Here is a 16909-nt window from a genome sequence, read left to right as displayed (position 1 = left end):
AAAACATAATGGCTTCTTTTGCGATAACGTCGCTTACACGGCACTAGATACTTGATTTCCCCAGTGCAGCTCTAAGGTGGTAAGTTATTTTTCTGCGTTAGGAAGTTCTCAGCTCTACTTCCTTCTCTGTATAACCGTTTAAAATAACTCGTGTCCTTTTCTTTGCTTTTATAATAAATCCATTTATTGTTACTTAATATATCCTATTCAATTCGTTTTTACAAGTGTTAAAAATATATTTTTTGTTGAATAAAAAAGAAACCAAAAACATTTTTTGGTTTCTTTTTCTCTATTTTACCAATCTTGTGGTTCGTAATTTAAGTCTGAAAATAGTCGTTTTTTCTCTTTTTTCGATAAATCTCTCCACTGTCCGACTGGTAAATTATTCAACTCAATATTCATAATTCTCGTACGTTTTAACGTGTATACTTGATAACCTAAAGTTTCACACATACGGCGAATTTGACGATTCAATCCTTGTGTTAAAATAATTTGGAACTCATATTTTGATAACTGTGTAATCTCACAAGGAAGAGTTTTTGTATCTAAAATTTTAACACCTGCTGCCATTTTCTCTAAAAACTCCGGTGTAATCGGCTTATCTACTGAAACGATATATTCTTTCTCATGCTTGTTTTCAGCACGTAAAATCTCATTAACGATATCGCCATCATTCGTTAACAAAATTAAACCGTCTGAGTCTTTATCGAGACGTCCGATGTGATTGATTCGTAAAGGATGATTCACTAAATCGATAATATTACCTTTTACTGCTTTTTCACTTGTACATGTAATACCTACTGGTTTATTTAAAGCGATATACACATGGTCTCGAGCAATACGAAGTTGCTCTCCATTTACTCGTACGTCATCACCTGGATTTACTTGGTCACCAATTTTTGCAACCTTACCGTTAATAATTACTTTTCTCTCGTTAATTAACTTATCTGCTCCACGTCGAGACGCTTTTCCAGCTTCACTAATAAATTTATTGATACGCAAGTTAGGCACATCCTTTTCATAAAAAATTTCAAGCTCACACTGCTTCTACCGTACAATACAAAAGGGTAAGCCTCCTATTATAACTTAAATATATTAACATGAAAGGGTATATGACGTCTTCACTTAATTACATGTTTACACGAAAATAATTGGTCCTCTTTTCCTTTTCACCTCAAACTGTTTAGCAGTCAATAGATTAACCCTTGAATATAACATCATTTATTTACTTTTTTCATAGATAATATACCGATATAAGTTTGATTAATAATGCCTAAATAACTCACAATATGTGAAAAACAAAAAAGAATCCTTTTGAAAATAATCAAAATGGATCCTTCTTCAGCTAAAATAATACTAGTTTTTATACAAAAGGGTTTTTAATAATTATAACCTTTAATTGAAAACATCATTCAATATCGTTCAACAAACAAAGTAATCTCAAAAGCCCCTAATTTTTTATGCTTCAATATTTTCTTCACATACTCCAAAAAGAAGCCCTTGATTATCTATACAATAAGCAAAGTAACCCATATTAGGAATAGCAGTTTTAGGTACAACTACTTGCCCACCATTTTCAGTAACTTTATTTATGTACTCATCAACTGAAGGTACTTCAATCAAATTAGTCGTCCTAGTAGCACCATCAGGTGATTTCATTAATCCACCATCGATACCAGGTCTATCACTCTCACCTGTAATTATGAACCAATAGTCATGTGGCCCAAGCATTTTTTCAAACTTCCATCCAAAACTATTTGTATAAAATTGAATAGCTTCTTCAGGGTTTGGAACTTGCAATTCAAATCTTAAAACTTTACTCATTTAAATACCCCCTCTTGTTCTTGTACAAAACAATTATACAAGAACAAACGTTCCGTTTCAACTTTATCTAAACCAGCTACTTTAACAAGTTCTAACTTTATTTCGAAGCGGCAACAGACCATTCTTCCTTCCTAATAACTTTCTTTCCATTTATATTTTCAACATACTCATTTACATTTGCTAACTTATATAACTCAGGAAAAATTTCGTTCATATAACGTTCATGTACTATTTCATCTTGCCAATACGTTAATACTATGTAACGATTTTCATTCTTTAAAGACTTCCCAACAACTCCACCTAATATCCCTTTCGCATTTTCCATTCCTTTATTCCAAATTGTTTCTTGCGTATGTAAAAAATGCTTTTCTTTTCCTTCTTTCACATCGCAAATTGCAACTCTTACAAATGACCCTTGTGCAATTACGTCTTTCAAAGGAGTTTCTGTTATATCATACAACGTTTGAAACATTTCAATATTACAGGAAATATATGTGCCTTCTTGATTACTATTTAAAAAAATTGTATCATGAGCATCATTCATGAATGATTGATATGCATTTCTATCTTCCCATAAAGTATATACACACGCTTCTTCTTCATTCCACCCACCAAATTGTCCATGGAATCCGTCTAAATACTGTAAATCACGCCATTTTTCTTGTGCATCAGAAAACAATTCCCTTTTCTCTTCTTCCACCTTGCAAAATATTGTTTTTAATAGCATTTCTAATCCCCCTTATGATACGGTTCATTTCCTTCTTGTAACAATTTGTTTACATAATAAAATTATGTAAACAAATTGTATCTGCTGTTATACTCAATACACAAATAACCATTTTTAGTCACTCTAAATCTATCAAACCACTAAATTGATTTTATTTCAAATAATTCGGAATTTAAAGGGGGTGTAATCCTATACGGATTACATCTCACTCTTAACTCACTTACATATTTACTATTTCAAAATAAAAAATGATTGCATTTCACTAATTGTATATCTATAATGTTTTTATTGATTCTATACACAATCAATGCTTTTAAGTTTTGAATTTTATAATTCGGATGAACCATTCAGGAGAAGATCTATTGATCTACCGACGGGGCAAGAAGTTGTTAAACGAACTTTGAAACTCTCAGGTCTTGGTTACAAGTAGAACTGCATGGGGACGAATCTCTGGAGAGACTCCCTCTCGCTTTTGTATAGCGCGGAGGAAAACGAGCACCGAAGGAGCAAATCCGCTAATCTAGCGGATAATCTCTCAGGTAAAAGGACAGAGACAAGCGAAAGAAAATGCCGATTTGTATCGGTTTATTTTTCTATCCCTTGTTTCTCCAGAGACCATTTCATTTCCTTGAAGTGGTTTTTATTTTTTCTAAAAAAAGGAGAATAAAGATGGAGACAGTAAGTAAAGTATTAGAACAAATGAATCATTATGTGTGGGGATTACCGACTTTATTGCTACTAGTCGGAACTGGTATCATTCTCACAGTGCGCTTAAAAGGTTTACAGTTTAGTAAACTAATATACGCTCACAAACTAGCATTTAAAAAATCAGAGGATACATCATCTTCTGGAGATATTAGTCACTTCCAGGCGCTCATGACAGCTATGGCTGCAACGATTGGTATGGGAAATATAGCAGGTGTTGCAACAGCTGTTACTATTGGTGGTCCTGGTGCAATCTTTTGGATGTGGATTACTGCTTTGTTCGGTATGGCAACAAAGTATGCCGAGGCAATTCTTGCGGTGAAATACCGTGTTAGTAATGAAAATGGTGAATACTCAGGTGGACCAATGTATTATTTAGAGCGTGGCTTAGGTAAGAAATGGCTTGCTGTTTTATTCGCTATATTCGGTACAACTGCTTCTTTCGGTATCGGTAATATGGTGCAATCTAACTCAGTTGCAGAGGCAATGCGAATTAATTTCTCTTTCCCCCCTGCTTTAACTGGTATATTAATGTCCTTTTTAATCGCTATTGTCATTTTAGGCGGTGTAAAAAAAATCGGGAAAGTGACGGGATTTATCGTTCCTATTAAAGCTTTCTTTTATATAATTGCTGGTCTTATTATTATTTTCTATCACTATGATCAAATTCCAGAAGCATTTTCACTTATTTTTTCTGGTGCATTTAATGGTACTGCAGCTGCTGGTGGTTTTATCGGAGCAACAGTTGCATCAGCTATTCAAATAGGAATGGCACGTGGTGTATTTGCGAACGAGGCTGGTTTAGGAAGTGCTCCTATTGCTGCGGCTGCTGCCAAAACAGATTCACCTGCAAAACAAGCTTTAGTTTCTATGACTGGTACTTTTCTAGATACATTTATTGTATGTACAATTACGGGGCTAGTATTAATTACTACAGGCGCATGGAAATCAGGTAAAACTGGTGTTGAAGCTACAACATTAGCATTCCAATCCGTATTCGGTACTGCTGGTAGTATGATTCTCGGTATCGCCATTATATTATTCGCCTACTCTACTATTTTAGGTTGGTCGTATTACGGAGAGAAGTGTGTTGCTTATTTATTTGGACAAGGTGCTGTACGATATTATAAAGCAATCTTTATCGTTATGATTGCTATTGGCGCTAATTTAAAATTAGGTGTTGTATGGACATTTGCCGATATTGCGAATGGACTTATGGCGATACCAAACTTAATTGGTCTAATTGGATTAAGTGGTGTAGTTGTCGCTGAAACAAATCGGTTTTTACAAGCAGAGAAATTAAAAAAAAGCAATAAAAAACAGGCAAGTTAATGTTTGCTTGAAATAAAGTCAGTTCAAATTTCATTACAAATATCGATTGTATATAGAATAAACCCACACATTTTGAAACATGATTGTTCAAAATATGTGGGTTTTAATTATTATCCACTTAAACAAACACAACTGTTAGTTTAAGAATATGCCTTCATGATTAACATAAATAACGCTTTCTTTAAACAGTATAACTTTATTTTAAAGCCACAGTTAATCTATCAAAAAAAGAATGACTCATATATAATGAGCATTCCTTTTTCAAACTATATTATTCCCCATCCTTCTGAACCATATGTAAATAAAGTACAAAATCCATCATAGTCGAGGAATGACCAAGTTGACGAATCATCGCTGTTATATTCCCTCTATGATATGTACCATGATTTACAACGTGTTGTACTAGCTCTAAAATTGAAGTTTCTAATTTCCCTACATAAGGGTTCTCAATAACAAATACAGCATTTACTTCTTTTAGTGTACTTAGAAATTCTTTATACTGATTGGCCATATTTATAAACATTTTTTCTAATTCATGTAACGACTTTGCTTCGACTTGTTTTTGTAGTTTTTCACGATCTTGTATTGCCTCACTCATACTTTTACCATGTAATATGTGTAACCATACGTGATCAGTAATATAAATATGTGCAAAAGTATCCTTAATTGATGGAAATACACTCTGAACCTTTTCGTTGAAGATTATCTCATAATTTGGTAGCTCTTTTAATCGATTGAATAAGCGTGTATTAGCCCATACATGATAATCAAACTGTTTTAACATGTAATCTTTCAATTTACATCGCCTCCTTATTGTATGAAACGAATGTTTTGTTTCTTCATTTCCGATTCTCTATCAGCTTTTACAATCCCTTTTTCATTAATTTCATGTTTATTTATAGTTTTATATTTTACGTACGTATGAAATTCCGTTTTAAATGGAAACGGTGTAATTCGAATTGTTTCTTCATCCACCCAATCAGCTCGAATAGGTTTCTCATCCTTACTATTAAAGATTTCTGTTCCTTCAAAACCATCTTTAAACAAATCAATTTCATTTTTCTTTTTTACACCAGGCTTATTCATGCATACATATAAAGAAAGTTCATCACAAAACTTTAATAATCTATAATGTTTATCGAACATCGCAAATTGTTCTTTTGTTAACGTTTTCAATATTCTTTTTTGTCGTTCCAATTCCCCTGTATAAAATGACATCATCTCTTCGTCTTCCTCATTTAATGGAAACGATAAAAAATGTTTACTACAAAGTAACGCCCCGTATGGATTTGACTCTTCAATTGCATTCAAACCAATCGTATAAAAAACAAAGCGTAATGAACTTGGACAATCCATAAATGTATATGGATTATTTTTAGCATCATTCAAAATTGGTACTTTATCAAGCTCTATCCATCCTCTATCATGTTCGTATATTGCATCAATTGTCTCTTTTAAGTATGTTTTATCTTCAAAAATATCTTCTTTTATATGGCTTGCAATCTCACCAGCTAAAAAACCATGATCATGTTGACGAATTAATATACTTTCTTTCTCATTCTTTTCACGAAAAATCATCCGTATACTCCCCCCTCATTTTCATATTATAGCTTGTCGTATGCATCAATTCTTAATAAATCCCTTTAATTTGCAGGGATTCAGTTTCTTTCAACGAAATTAACATAAATATACAGCATTCTTTCTAATCACAAAGTTAGCTTTATCTTTACTAACCATTATACTAAAACATTCATTCTAAAAAATTTTTTATGAGGTGAAAACATGAACAAAACAGAATTAATTAAAAACGTGGCACAATCAGCTGATATTTCTCAAAAGGATGCTTCTGCAGCTGTACAATCCGTATTTGACACAATTGCTACTGCATTACAATCTGGCGATAAAGTTCAACTAATCGGCTTTGGAACTTTTGAAGTGCGTGAAAGATCTGCTCGTACAGGGCGTAATCCGCAAACTGGAGAAGAAATTCAGATTGCTGCTGGTAAAGTTCCAGCATTTAAAGCAGGTAAAGAATTAAAAGAAGCTGTAAAATAAACAAGAAACCAGCCATTTTATAGGCTGGTTTCTTGTTTATTTCTTATTTAAGCAGTTCCTGTATATTCTCTGCATGATACACTTCACAAATATAAAATATACATTTGCAGTTCCTTACAATTTGATATTTTCTAGTTGGATAAACATTCGCTGAAACAGAACATCCATCAAACAATTCAATAATATTTCCAGATGGCTGATATCCTTCATATAATACGTTTCTTCTTACTTCCATCTTTTCTATAAGTTTTTCAACTGGAATATTTCCATCCTCTAATTCTTGCTTTATAGTATGTGGTAAAAACGAAGTGTCTGCAAAAATTAGATTTTCAGATAACACCTTACCTTTATAACTAACATTAGATACGCGGTAAAGAAATGTTCCGTTTTTATCAAAGAAATTTTTTGCTTCTTTCGGAATGTACTGTCTATCAATTACCTCTTGTTCTAGAACATCAAATTGAACTGTATCATTCAAAAGCTTTTCTAAAGCAAGAATAGATGATTTATCTCCAGAAAATAAAATATTTTTAATTGCTTGTACATTATAAATTAATTCGCTTTTTCTATTTTCCGCCACTAACATGAGGAACACCTCTTCTATAAAATATTTTATTAAATTGATTTATAATTTAATAGCGATACCGCTTCTAACTGCGTAATTTCAGTTACTTCTTTACTAAATATTGCAATGGAAGCCATATAATCTAAACTAGGTCTTACATCTTCCATCACTGTATTTTCTGCTAACTCTTGTCTATCCTTAAAAATTAACAATTCGGGAGGGTCATTTGGAGCTGATACTGTAATTTCTACTGGTGGAATCAATAGTCCTTCACCTGTCGCTTTCAGCACTGCTTCTTTTCGAGTCCAATATGTTAAAAATCCTTCTAGTCGCTGCTCATCAGGTAATTTCATAACTTGTGCTATTTCAATGTCTGTTAATACGCCCTCTGCCATTTTCATAACATCTATATTTGGATTCATTTGTTCAACATCAACACCAACAGGTGCAGATTCTGTAAATGCCACGACAACCCACTCACCCGAATGGGAAACGGATATTTGCGGCATACCTTCTGGTAATTGAGGTCTACCGTGTTTTAACTTACATACCGGGCACATTCGATCAATCGGTACTTGAACTGGCGACATAGAAAGTATCTTTCCAAGAACTAACCTACTAATTACACAACCTATTATAAAACGTGCACGATCTGCCGAATGATGATATGAATTTGCTTTCTCTCGCTCTACATCATTTAGTAAATTGTAATGCCATGATTGTAAATCTGAAATTCTCGCCCACCATATTTGACAACTATTCTCATTAAGAGTTGGTACAGAATCTACAACTTTACTCTCTATCATGTAAACTCTCTCCTTTTAAATACCAATATCACTTTATTTCAAAAGAGTATTAGCATGCTGCAACTCATTCATTTACGACTTCTTTCTTTTTTTGTAATACAGATACCGGCTTTTTATTCTTCTTTGACATTACCTCTTTATCGGAAATACGTAAAGAAAATAGTAATGCTACCAGTAAAAATATTGCTGATCCAATTAATGCAGCTTGATATGGTAAGAAATCTGATTGTACATTATTCTGTACGTTATTACTTCCAAAACCAGATAGTATACTAGCTAAAACAGCAACTCCTATGGCAGATCCTAATCGATTTTGCACATTGAATATAGTAGTTGCTCTACCCATAGAAGATGGTGCAATATTGTTAAAAGCAGAAAATTGAACTGCACCGACAGATTGACCTAAGAAAATACCTACGCCAAACAATAGTGCCCGTATTTGCCATGGATTCGTATCATGATTTACAAAACTTAATAAAACAAATATAACCGCTGTACTTATTAATCCAATAGAGATTACCTTTCGAGCTCCTAATTTCTTATACGACCATGGTACAAACTGTGAAGAAATCATTAATCCAATCGCCTCTGGGAATGTCGTAAGACCTGATTCCAGCGCGGAAACTCCTATTACATTTTGATACATAAGCGGAAAAATAAATAACATTCCTAGTAAACCAGCTGATGAAAACAACGAAATAAGACTCATTTTTCTAAAGACCGGTTCTTTTAATAAGCGTAAATCTAACATCGGTTGCTTTACTTTCAGTTCTACAATTATAAACAATGTAATGAATACAATCCCAGCTATTCCAGTACTTATTATTTCTGGAGAAATCCAACCTTTTGACGGGCCTTGACTGAGTGCATAGATGAGCATCGCAAAACCTGGTGCTGAAAGAACAAAACCGATAGAATCAAAACAACCAGCCGATTTTTCAATATGCTCTGCTAAAAATAGAAGTCCAAATAGCAACGCAATGATACCAAACGGCAGATTAATATAAAATGCCCAGCGCCAAGACATTTGATCTACAAAGAAACCACCAATAATTGGTCCGATCGCTGGTGCTACAGCAATTGGAAGTACAATAAATCGAGAAATTTTTGGTCTTTCCTCTGGTGAAAATGTTCGGAATAACATCGCCATCCCGACTGGTGTTAAAAGTCCGCCACCAGCACCTTGAATGATACGAAAAATGTTTAATGAAGTAATATCATTAGCAATTCCACATAATGCAGATGCAATTGTAAAAACGAAAAGGGCAGTTAAAAATACTTTTTTCGTACCAAAGCGATCTCCTAACCAACCAGAAATCGGAAGAAAAACAGCCAAGCTAACTAAATACCCAATATTTACTGTCCCCATTGCAGAAGGAGGTACTTGTAGTTCTTTACTTATCGTTTGCAGTGCTACATTCACAATCGTTGCATCCATCGCAGCCATAAACATCGCTGTTATATAAACGATGCTTACAACTACTTTTGGATTTATGTTTGCTTTCATTATTGTTTTCCTACTAATATTTTCTCGCTAATTTGATTTTTTTTCGGATCTAAATCGTTCCAGTTAACTTCAACATATTCTAAGCAAACTTGTCTGCTAGCCTCTTCATGTACAACATTCCATCCAATAGGTACATCGAGAAAGGCAGGCCAGAGAGAATACTGGCCCTCCTCATTCATTAATACTTTATATGTGTAATTATCATTTTCAAATGGATTCGTCATACTTTACTTACCCCTTTCTTATTCTGCAAATATTCCGCTAATACTTGTCCAATTTCTGTAAGTGGACCTGGTTGACATAAATCTTTATGTCTACAATCAATATCATGCTGCACGATTTCCCCGTCTAAATAATTTAGCCACGTATTTGGAGAAATAGGATCAAACCAGTCTGGTATAACAGTAGATCTAAAGAATAAAATATCCCCGTTATAAACTTTCGGTACGTATTTCCCTAACAACCCTACCGAATTTACATAAGTTTCTTTCAAGTTCAAAATAGTCTCTTCTTCAAGACTTGCTAATGCACTTCCATCTTTGCGAAGTATTGCAACCGCACTTTCCATAGTAAGTGGTTTACCATCCATGTTATCTGGATCATATCCACCTAAAGCAAGTAATGCGATTAACGCTTCTTCTTCAGTAGGTGCTTCCGTATTTGGTAAGAAATGACCAGGATAAGAATCAAGCATAACGAGTAATTCTACTTCTTCCCCTTCATTTTGTAGTTGCGCCGCCATTGCATGAACAACATTTCCTCCAAGCGACCAACCGAGTAAACGATACGGTCCGTGAGGCTGTACTTCACGAACGTGTTTTAAATAATCCGCCGCCATCTCCTCTAAGCTTTTTGGAAGTTCTTCATTTTTAGCGATACCACGTGCTTGTACACCATAGATTGGATAATCTGTTCCTAAAGATTTCATAAGTCCTGCATAGCACCAACTTAATCCACCTGCTGGATGTACACAAAATAGTGGTAATTGATCTCCGCTTGCTCGTAATGGAAGCAACACATCAAGTGCACTTTGACCATTCCCCATTTCAAGTCTTTCAGCAAGCCCTGCAACAGTAGGTGCTGCAAATAAAGTTCCGATATTTAGTTCAACTCCAAGTGCCTCTTTAATGCGACTCATCAGCTGCACTGCAAGAAGTGAATGACCACCAAGATCAAAGAATCCATCATCAATTCCAATTTGAGACACACTTAAAACTTCTGTAAACAAGTCACATAATATTTCTTCTTGCGGTGTTCTTGGTCCGCGGCTAGAAGATGATGCAATAAATTCTGGAGCTGGCAATGCCTTTCTATCTAATTTACCGTTTGGCGTTAAAGGTAACTCATTTACTACTACAAAAGCGTATGGAACCATGTAATCTGGTAAACTACCTCCCGCATGCTGACGCATTTCATTCGTATCAATCGTTTCATTATTTGATGCGACGATATAAGAAACTAATCGTTTATCCCCTGGTTGATCTTCTCGTACAATAACAGCTACTTGTTCAACTTTAGGATGTTTCATTATTACCGCTTCTATTTCCCCTAATTCAATTCGGAATCCACGAATTTTAATTTGATGATCTGCACGTCCTATATAATCTAACGTCCCATCTTGACGCCAACGTGCTAAGTCTCCTGTACGATACATTCTTGTACCTGGCTTACCAAATGGATCTGCAATAAAACGTTCAGCAGTTAATCCTGCTCTTCCTAAATATCCACGAGCGAGCCCTGCACCTGCAACATACATTTCTCCAACTACTCCAGGTGGCATCGGTTGTAAATAGTTATCTAATACGTATACTTTAAGATCCGGTATACTGCACCCGATTAAACTATTTGCTCGTAAAGATACGATACTTTCATCTAATTCAATATAACTAACATGTACCGTCGTCTCCGTTATTCCGTACATATTAATAAGCTTCGGTGCGTTATAAGGATGACGACTATACCAATCTTCTAATCGACTTAGTTCAAGTGCTTCTCCACCAAAAACAACATATCGTAAAGATAATTTTTGACCAATCTCTTCATTTTCACGATCTGCTTGCATCAGTTGATAGAACGCTGATGGAGTTTGGTTTAAAACAGTCACCTTTTCCTTAACAAGCAGTTGTAAAAATTCTTTCGGCGAGCGACTTACAGTATGTGGTACTACAACTAGACGCCCTCCATATAATAAAGGTCCCCAAATTTCCCAAACTGAGAAATCAAAAGCGTATGAATGGAACATCGTCCACACATCGTCTGCGTCAAATTGGAACCAATGATCAGTTGCTCCTAAAAGTCTTACTACATTTTGATGAGGTATCATAACGCCTTTCGGTCTACCTGTTGATCCTGACGTATAAATAACATAAGCAATATGTGAAGGAGATAACGGCTTAATGCGCTCCATTTCATCAATATTGTCTTCACTATATTTCTCAATTTCTTCTATTACGTTCACATCATCAACTAAAATCTTTAGTGCTTCATCACATTCAATTTCCACATCTGAATTTGTTAAAACACATGATGGTTTCGCATCGTGTAGCATAAATGAGATACGATCTGACGGATAATCCGGATCTAACGGAAGGTATCCCGCACCAGCTTTAAGAACAGCAAGTAAGCTTACAACCATATTTAAAGATCTCGGCATCGCTAAAGCAACGAGTTGATCAGGACCGATTCCTTTCGCTATTAACAAACGAGCTATTCTATTCGCTTTTCTATTTAGCTCTTCATAAGTTAGCTTTTCATCTTCAAAGACGACAGCAATAGAATTTGGACTTACATAAGCCTGCTTTTCAAATAATTGTGGCAATGTCATTTCAGGTACAATTTGAAAACCACCATTCCACTTTTCTAAAACTGTATTTCGCTCTGCTAAAGTTAATATTTCTAATCTACCAATTGATTGATCCGGATGTCTTGCCGCATCATCTAATAACAGAATGAATCGTTCTATTAGTTTTTGAACCGTTTCACGTTTATATAAATCGGTACTAAACTCTAACAATCCGTGTAAGCCGTTTGGAGTACCATCAACTCCGTTACTCTCGCTAATTTCAAATGTTAAATCAAATTTTGCAGAGCCAACACTTTGAATTTCAAGGCTCGCTTCTAAATCTGGAACATCAAACGTTGCTTCTGGCGTATTTTGAAAAGCTAACATAACTTGAAACAGCGGGTGACTATTTCGAGTACGTACTGGGTTTAACACTTCAACGAGTCGTTCAAATGGAACATCTTGATTTTCATAAGCTGCTAGATTTGCCTGCTTCACTCTATTCAATAACTCTTTAAAGATTGGATCTCCCGATGTATCCGTACGTAACACTAATGTATTTACAAATAAACCGACTATACCCGAGAGTGCATCGTCGTTTCTTCCAGCAATCGGACTACCAATTGGTATATCAGTACCAGCACCTAATCTTGTAAATAGCGCACTTAGTCCTGCTTGCAACACCATAAACAAACTAACTCCATTTTTACGAGCGAGCTCTACTAACCTACTATGCATACCTTCATCTATATGAAAATAAATTGTTTCCCCGCGATAACTAGTTTCAATTGGGCGCTGGTAATCTGTAGGTAACTCCATTTGATCTGGTAAACCTTTTAGTTCCTCTTTCCAAAAATCTAATTGTGTTGAAATAAGACTATCTGGTGTCGTTTCATCACCTAGTAGCTGTTGTTGCCATAGTGAATAATCTGCATATTGGACTGGAAGTATTTCTAATTTAACACTATCCCCTTGATGTCGTGCTTTATAGGCCGCTGTAAAATCTCTCGTTAATGGTTGTAATGACCAACCATCTCCTATAATATGGTGCAAGAGAATTAGTAATACATGTTCGTTTTCACTTACTTTAAAAAGTTGCAAACGAATTGCTGGTTCGATATCAAGATTAAAACTATATCTTACAGCTTCAGACAGTGTACTTTCTAATTCATCCTTACATGTATTTGTTATAATCATTTTTAAATTCAATTTATCCATTTCTAGAATTCTTTGATATGAACTGCCAAGTGAATTCGGGAAAATTGTTCTAAGTGTTTCATGTTTCTCAACTACATCATAAAAGGCACCTTGTAATGCTTCCTCATTCAATTTTCCAGACATACGAATAACTAACGGAATATTATAAGTAGGACTTGGACCTTCTAAACAATTTAAGAACCATAACCTGCGCTGTGCAAATGAAAGTGGAATTTCATTTGGTCTACTTACTTTCTTAATAGCTGGTCTCGCGCTTTTTGCACGATCCAATTGTTTCGCTAATTCAGCAACAGTTGGTGATTCAAATAGTTTCCCGATTCCTAATTCGACATTTAACGTTTCACGAATTCTTGCCATTAAACGAGATGCAAGAAGCGAATGGCCACCCATTTCAAAGAAATTATCATCAATGCTAATTCGCGAAATACTAAGTACTTCTGCAAATAAATCACATAGTATTTCTTCTTTCGGATTTCTAGCAACTCTCTCATTATTCATTCCATTAAAATCAGGAGCAGGTAATTTCTTTCTATCAACCTTACCATTTGGTGTTAATGGTAATTCTTCTAGCACAACAAATGCCGATGGTACCATATAATTCGCTAAACTTTCTGAAATATAAGCACGAATTTCTGAAGGTTTAATTGGTTCCTTCTCTTCTGCAACGAGATACGCAATGATTCGTTTATCATTTGGATGATCTTCTCGTACTATTACTACCGCTTGTCGAATACTTTGATGCCCTTGTAACACCGTTTCAATTTCAGCTAATTCAATTCGGAAACCACGAATTTTAATTTGATGATCTGCGCGACTAATGTACTCTAACACACCATCGGTACGCCATTTCATAAGATCACCTGTGCGGTACATACGTGCTCCAGCTTTTCCATAAGGGTTTGCAACAAACCGTTCAGCTGTTAACTCAGGTTTTCCTAAATATCCGTTCGCAAGTCCTTCACCCGCAATATATAATTCACCAATAACTTCAGGTGGAACTGGTTGTAACCCTGCATCTAACACATACACTTCAGTATTCCAAATTGGCTTTCCAATAGGAGGTATACCACTTTCAATTTCATCAATGTTCATGAAGGTAGACCAAATTGTCGTTTCAGTTGGTCCATATAAATTTGTTATAGAGCAACCTAATTCTTTTAATTTATTTGCTAAATGTGCCGGAAGAGCTTCACCACCAACGAGCACGTTTAGCCCTTGTAGCCTCTCTGGATATTCAGTTACTAACGCCTGCCAGAGCGTCGGTGTAGCTTGCATAATTGTCGCTCTTTCTTCTTGTAAAAGTGTCGTTAACGCAGAAGGCTCTTGGATTACCTCTTTCTGAGCAATTGTTATACTTGCACCACTAATAAGAGGTAAATAAATTTCTAAAGCAGAAATATCAAACGCAAACGTTGTAACTGCTAATAAATGATCGTTTTCATTTAATGAAAACGTATGTTTCATAGATAATAAGAAGTTACTTAAACCTTTCATAGGAACAATTACACCTTTTGGCTTCCCTGTTGATCCTGAAGTGTAAATTGTATAAGCTGGGTTTAAAAGTGATTCATCATTTCTGAATGGTATATTCATATGAGAATATGTTTTTAACGCTATTTTCGTTTCTTCGCTATTTAATACGATTTTTTTAATATCATTTTCTATCACTAAAGAGGATGAAACAGCTGAATGTGTTATGATACAAACTGGATTTGCATCATTTACTATATAAGTAATTCGCTCGTCTGGGTATTCTGGATCTATTGGTAAATATGCTGCACCTGCCTTTAGAACTGCTAACATACTAACTACCATTTCTATTGATCTTGGAAATGCTAAGGCTACAAACTGATTTGATTGTATTCCTTCTTCTAATAAATAGTTTGCAAGTTCATTCGCTCGTTCATTCAGCTCTTTATACGTAAGTTTTATCCCGTTACAAATAACCGCTATTTTATTTGGATTTTTTTGTACTTGTTTTTCAAATAATATAGGTAGATTAATTAGCTCTTCAGCTTTCTTAGTTTCATTCCATTCCAATAAAACTTTATGATTTTCTTCAGGAAGAGTAATGTTTATTTTTCCAATCGGCTCGTCTTTGTGATAATTATTTATCACTAATTCTAATAGATTCATAAATCTTTCTTTATGCAATGCTAGTTCCGTATCGCTATATACTTCCGGATTCGCATCAAAATGAATCATTAACTCATTTTCATCGAAACGTTTATATACATTTATCGATAAATCATCGACGGGTCCTGCTGATAAATTATGTGTAATACCACGATTTCCAGCAAAGTTAAGCCCGTAATCAAAAGGCATAACATTCACTAACGGCCCAAACAACCTTTGATTTTCACCTAGTAATTTTAAGTCTCTTCTTAATTCCTCATGACGGTATTTATGATGACGACGTACGTCTCGAATTTCTTTAGAAACTTGCTGTATTAATTCCGCAAGAGTTATATTTGGAGTTACAGTGAGACGCAGTGGAACTAAATTCATTACCATGCTTGGTGTATAAATAGATACAGAACCAAGACGCCCCATCATCGGTAAACCTAAAACAATATCATTTGCACCTGTTAATTTATGCATATAAATACTTGTTACGGCTACAACAAATTCGGGCCAACTCGTTAACGAAATATTGATACCTTCTAGTAATGTTTTCGTACTAGAATTTGATAAATAAGCAGTTTCTCGTGAAAATCCATTTGATGTTCTCGGCGCTCGTTCTGCTAAACTTACAACTTCCGGTTCATCTGCAAACTTCTCTAACCAAAAATTACGATCTTCCTGAAATTGTTTAGATTCACGATACTCATTATCTTCTTGTACAATTTTTGCAAGAGAGCCAAATGGCTTTTCATTCTTGTTTGTTTCTTCTATAAGTGATGTATACTCATTCGCTACCTTTTGGCTAAGAAGTGAAAATCCATAGCCATCCATCACTATGTGATGGATGCGCTGATACCAAAAGAAACGATTATTTTCAATTTGAATAAGTGCTTCAGTAAATAATTTATCCTCTGTTAAATCCACGGGCATAGATAAATCATTTTTCATCCATACCTTAGCAGCTTCTTCAGGATTTTCCTCTTTACGAACGTCAATAAAATGCATATGAAACTTTGACGATTCCTCAATAACTTGCCATGGGCCAATTTCATCCTCTTCGAAACGAACATGAAGTGCTTCTGCTGCTGTTACAACTTTACGTACAGCTAACTCGAAAATTTCTTGATTAATATTTCCGTTTATTTCTATATATTCCCCAGTATTATAAATCGGACTAAGCGGATCTAATTGTTGCGCAAACCACATACCAAACTGCGCAGATGATAACGAATGACGAATCTTTTGACTGTTAGGCATTCTTTAC

12 protein-coding genes, 1 riboswitch and 1 other annotated feature (1 of these 14 cut by a window edge) are annotated in these 16909 nt (G+C 34.9%); of the genes, 2 read left to right on the top strand and 10 right to left on the bottom strand.

Annotated features, from left to right (window positions below; translation table 11 throughout):
* Positions 1-172: a binding site (T-box leader), on the bottom strand (it extends 52 nt beyond the left edge of the window).
* 122 nt (positions 173-294) lie between these two features.
* The 3 genes from MHB76_RS11420 to MHB76_RS11410 form a co-directional block, all read right to left on the bottom strand.
* A complete protein-coding gene (locus MHB76_RS11420; protein ID WP_078174202.1) occupies positions 295-1002 on the bottom strand; it encodes a pseudouridine synthase in 708 nt (235 codons plus the stop codon).
* A gap of 456 nt (positions 1003-1458) precedes the next feature.
* On the bottom strand, positions 1459-1824 hold the full coding sequence (locus MHB76_RS11415) for a VOC family protein (RefSeq protein WP_002157901.1): 366 nt from the start codon (positions 1822-1824) through the stop codon (positions 1459-1461).
* 97 nt (positions 1825-1921) lie between these two features.
* Positions 1922-2551 (bottom strand): DUF4937 domain-containing protein, encoded by a 630-nt coding sequence (locus MHB76_RS11410; protein ID WP_078174203.1) that lies wholly within the window; start codon positions 2549-2551, stop codon positions 1922-1924.
* A 440-nt stretch (positions 2552-2991) separates the two neighbouring features.
* A riboswitch (glycine riboswitch) is annotated at positions 2992-3112 on the top strand.
* Positions 3113-3220: 108 nt separating this feature from the next.
* Between MHB76_RS11410 and MHB76_RS11405 the strand changes: the two genes are divergently transcribed.
* A complete protein-coding gene (locus tag MHB76_RS11405; protein ID WP_078174204.1) occupies positions 3221-4588 on the top strand; it encodes an alanine/glycine:cation symporter family protein in 1368 nt (455 codons plus the stop codon).
* A 271-nt stretch (positions 4589-4859) separates the two neighbouring features.
* Here the strand turns inward: MHB76_RS11405 and MHB76_RS11400 are convergent, their stop codons facing one another.
* Positions 4860-5384: a DinB family protein gene (locus tag MHB76_RS11400; RefSeq protein ID WP_002157908.1), complete on the bottom strand. Its 525-nt coding sequence runs from the start codon at positions 5382-5384 to the stop codon at positions 4860-4862.
* A gap of 14 nt (positions 5385-5398) precedes the next feature.
* A complete protein-coding gene (locus MHB76_RS11395; protein WP_002202080.1) occupies positions 5399-6166 on the bottom strand; it encodes a DUF3891 family protein in 768 nt (255 codons plus the stop codon).
* 204 nt (positions 6167-6370) lie between these two features.
* Here MHB76_RS11395 and MHB76_RS11390 point away from each other — a divergent pair, with 204 nt between their 5' ends.
* Positions 6371-6643 (top strand): HU family DNA-binding protein, encoded by a 273-nt coding sequence (locus MHB76_RS11390; protein WP_001043907.1) that lies wholly within the window; start codon positions 6371-6373, stop codon positions 6641-6643.
* Between the two features lie 43 nt (positions 6644-6686).
* Here the strand turns inward: MHB76_RS11390 and MHB76_RS11385 are convergent, their stop codons facing one another.
* The 5 genes from MHB76_RS11385 to MHB76_RS11365 form a co-directional block, all read right to left on the bottom strand.
* Positions 6687-7229, bottom strand: a complete 543-nt coding sequence (locus tag MHB76_RS11385; RefSeq protein WP_199709535.1) for a chorismate pyruvate-lyase family protein — start codon at positions 7227-7229, stop codon at positions 6687-6689.
* A 29-nt stretch (positions 7230-7258) separates the two neighbouring features.
* Positions 7259-8014 (bottom strand): 4'-phosphopantetheinyl transferase Sfp, encoded by a 756-nt coding sequence (gene sfp, locus MHB76_RS11380; RefSeq protein ID WP_199709536.1) that lies wholly within the window; start codon positions 8012-8014, stop codon positions 7259-7261.
* A 64-nt stretch (positions 8015-8078) separates the two neighbouring features.
* On the bottom strand, positions 8079-9521 hold the full coding sequence (locus MHB76_RS11375; RefSeq protein ID WP_078174206.1) for an MDR family MFS transporter: 1443 nt from the start codon (positions 9519-9521) through the stop codon (positions 8079-8081).
* Positions 9521-9745, bottom strand: coding sequence for an MbtH family protein (locus MHB76_RS11370; protein WP_002157915.1), 225 nt, complete (start codon positions 9743-9745; stop codon positions 9521-9523). The genes MHB76_RS11375 and MHB76_RS11370 overlap by 1 nt, the downstream gene beginning before the upstream one ends.
* Positions 9742-16902, bottom strand: coding sequence for an amino acid adenylation domain-containing protein (locus MHB76_RS11365; RefSeq protein ID WP_199709537.1), 7161 nt, complete (start codon positions 16900-16902; stop codon positions 9742-9744). Before MHB76_RS11365 ends, MHB76_RS11370 begins: the two co-directional genes overlap by 4 nt.
* Positions 16903-16909: the final 7 nt, after the last annotated feature.

Source organism: Bacillus sp. FSL M7-1345 (assembly GCF_038006985.1).
Taxonomy (GTDB): domain Bacteria; phylum Bacillota; class Bacilli; order Bacillales; family Bacillaceae_G; genus Bacillus_A; species Bacillus_A cereus_U.
The sequence above is the reverse complement of the archived record's forward strand: the minus strand, read 5'-3'. Positions and strand labels throughout refer to the sequence as shown.

Coding starts and splice junctions, on each gene's coding strand:
- MHB76_RS11415 (WP_002157901.1), bottom strand. CDS start 1,824: ATGAGTAAAGTTTTAAGATTTGAATTGCAAGTTCCAAACCCTGAAGAA.
- MHB76_RS11410 (WP_078174203.1), bottom strand. CDS start 2,551: ATGCTATTAAAAACAATATTTTGCAAGGTGGAAGAAGAGAAAAGGGAA.
- MHB76_RS11405 (WP_078174204.1), top strand. CDS start 3,221: ATGGAGACAGTAAGTAAAGTATTAGAACAAATGAATCATTATGTGTGG.
- MHB76_RS11395 (WP_002202080.1), bottom strand. CDS start 6,166: ATGATTTTTCGTGAAAAGAATGAGAAAGAAAGTATATTAATTCGTCAA.
- MHB76_RS11390 (WP_001043907.1), top strand. CDS start 6,371: ATGAACAAAACAGAATTAATTAAAAACGTGGCACAATCAGCTGATATT.
- MHB76_RS11385 (WP_199709535.1), bottom strand. CDS start 7,229: ATGTTAGTGGCGGAAAATAGAAAAAGCGAATTAATTTATAATGTACAA.
- sfp (WP_199709536.1), bottom strand. CDS start 8,014: ATGATAGAGAGTAAAGTTGTAGATTCTGTACCAACTCTTAATGAGAAT.
- MHB76_RS11375 (WP_078174206.1), bottom strand. CDS start 9,521: ATGAAAGCAAACATAAATCCAAAAGTAGTTGTAAGCATCGTTTATATA.
- MHB76_RS11370 (WP_002157915.1), bottom strand. CDS start 9,745: ATGACGAATCCATTTGAAAATGATAATTACACATATAAAGTATTAATG.
- MHB76_RS11365 (WP_199709537.1), bottom strand. CDS start 16,902: ATGCCTAACAGTCAAAAGATTCGTCATTCGTTATCATCTGCGCAGTTT.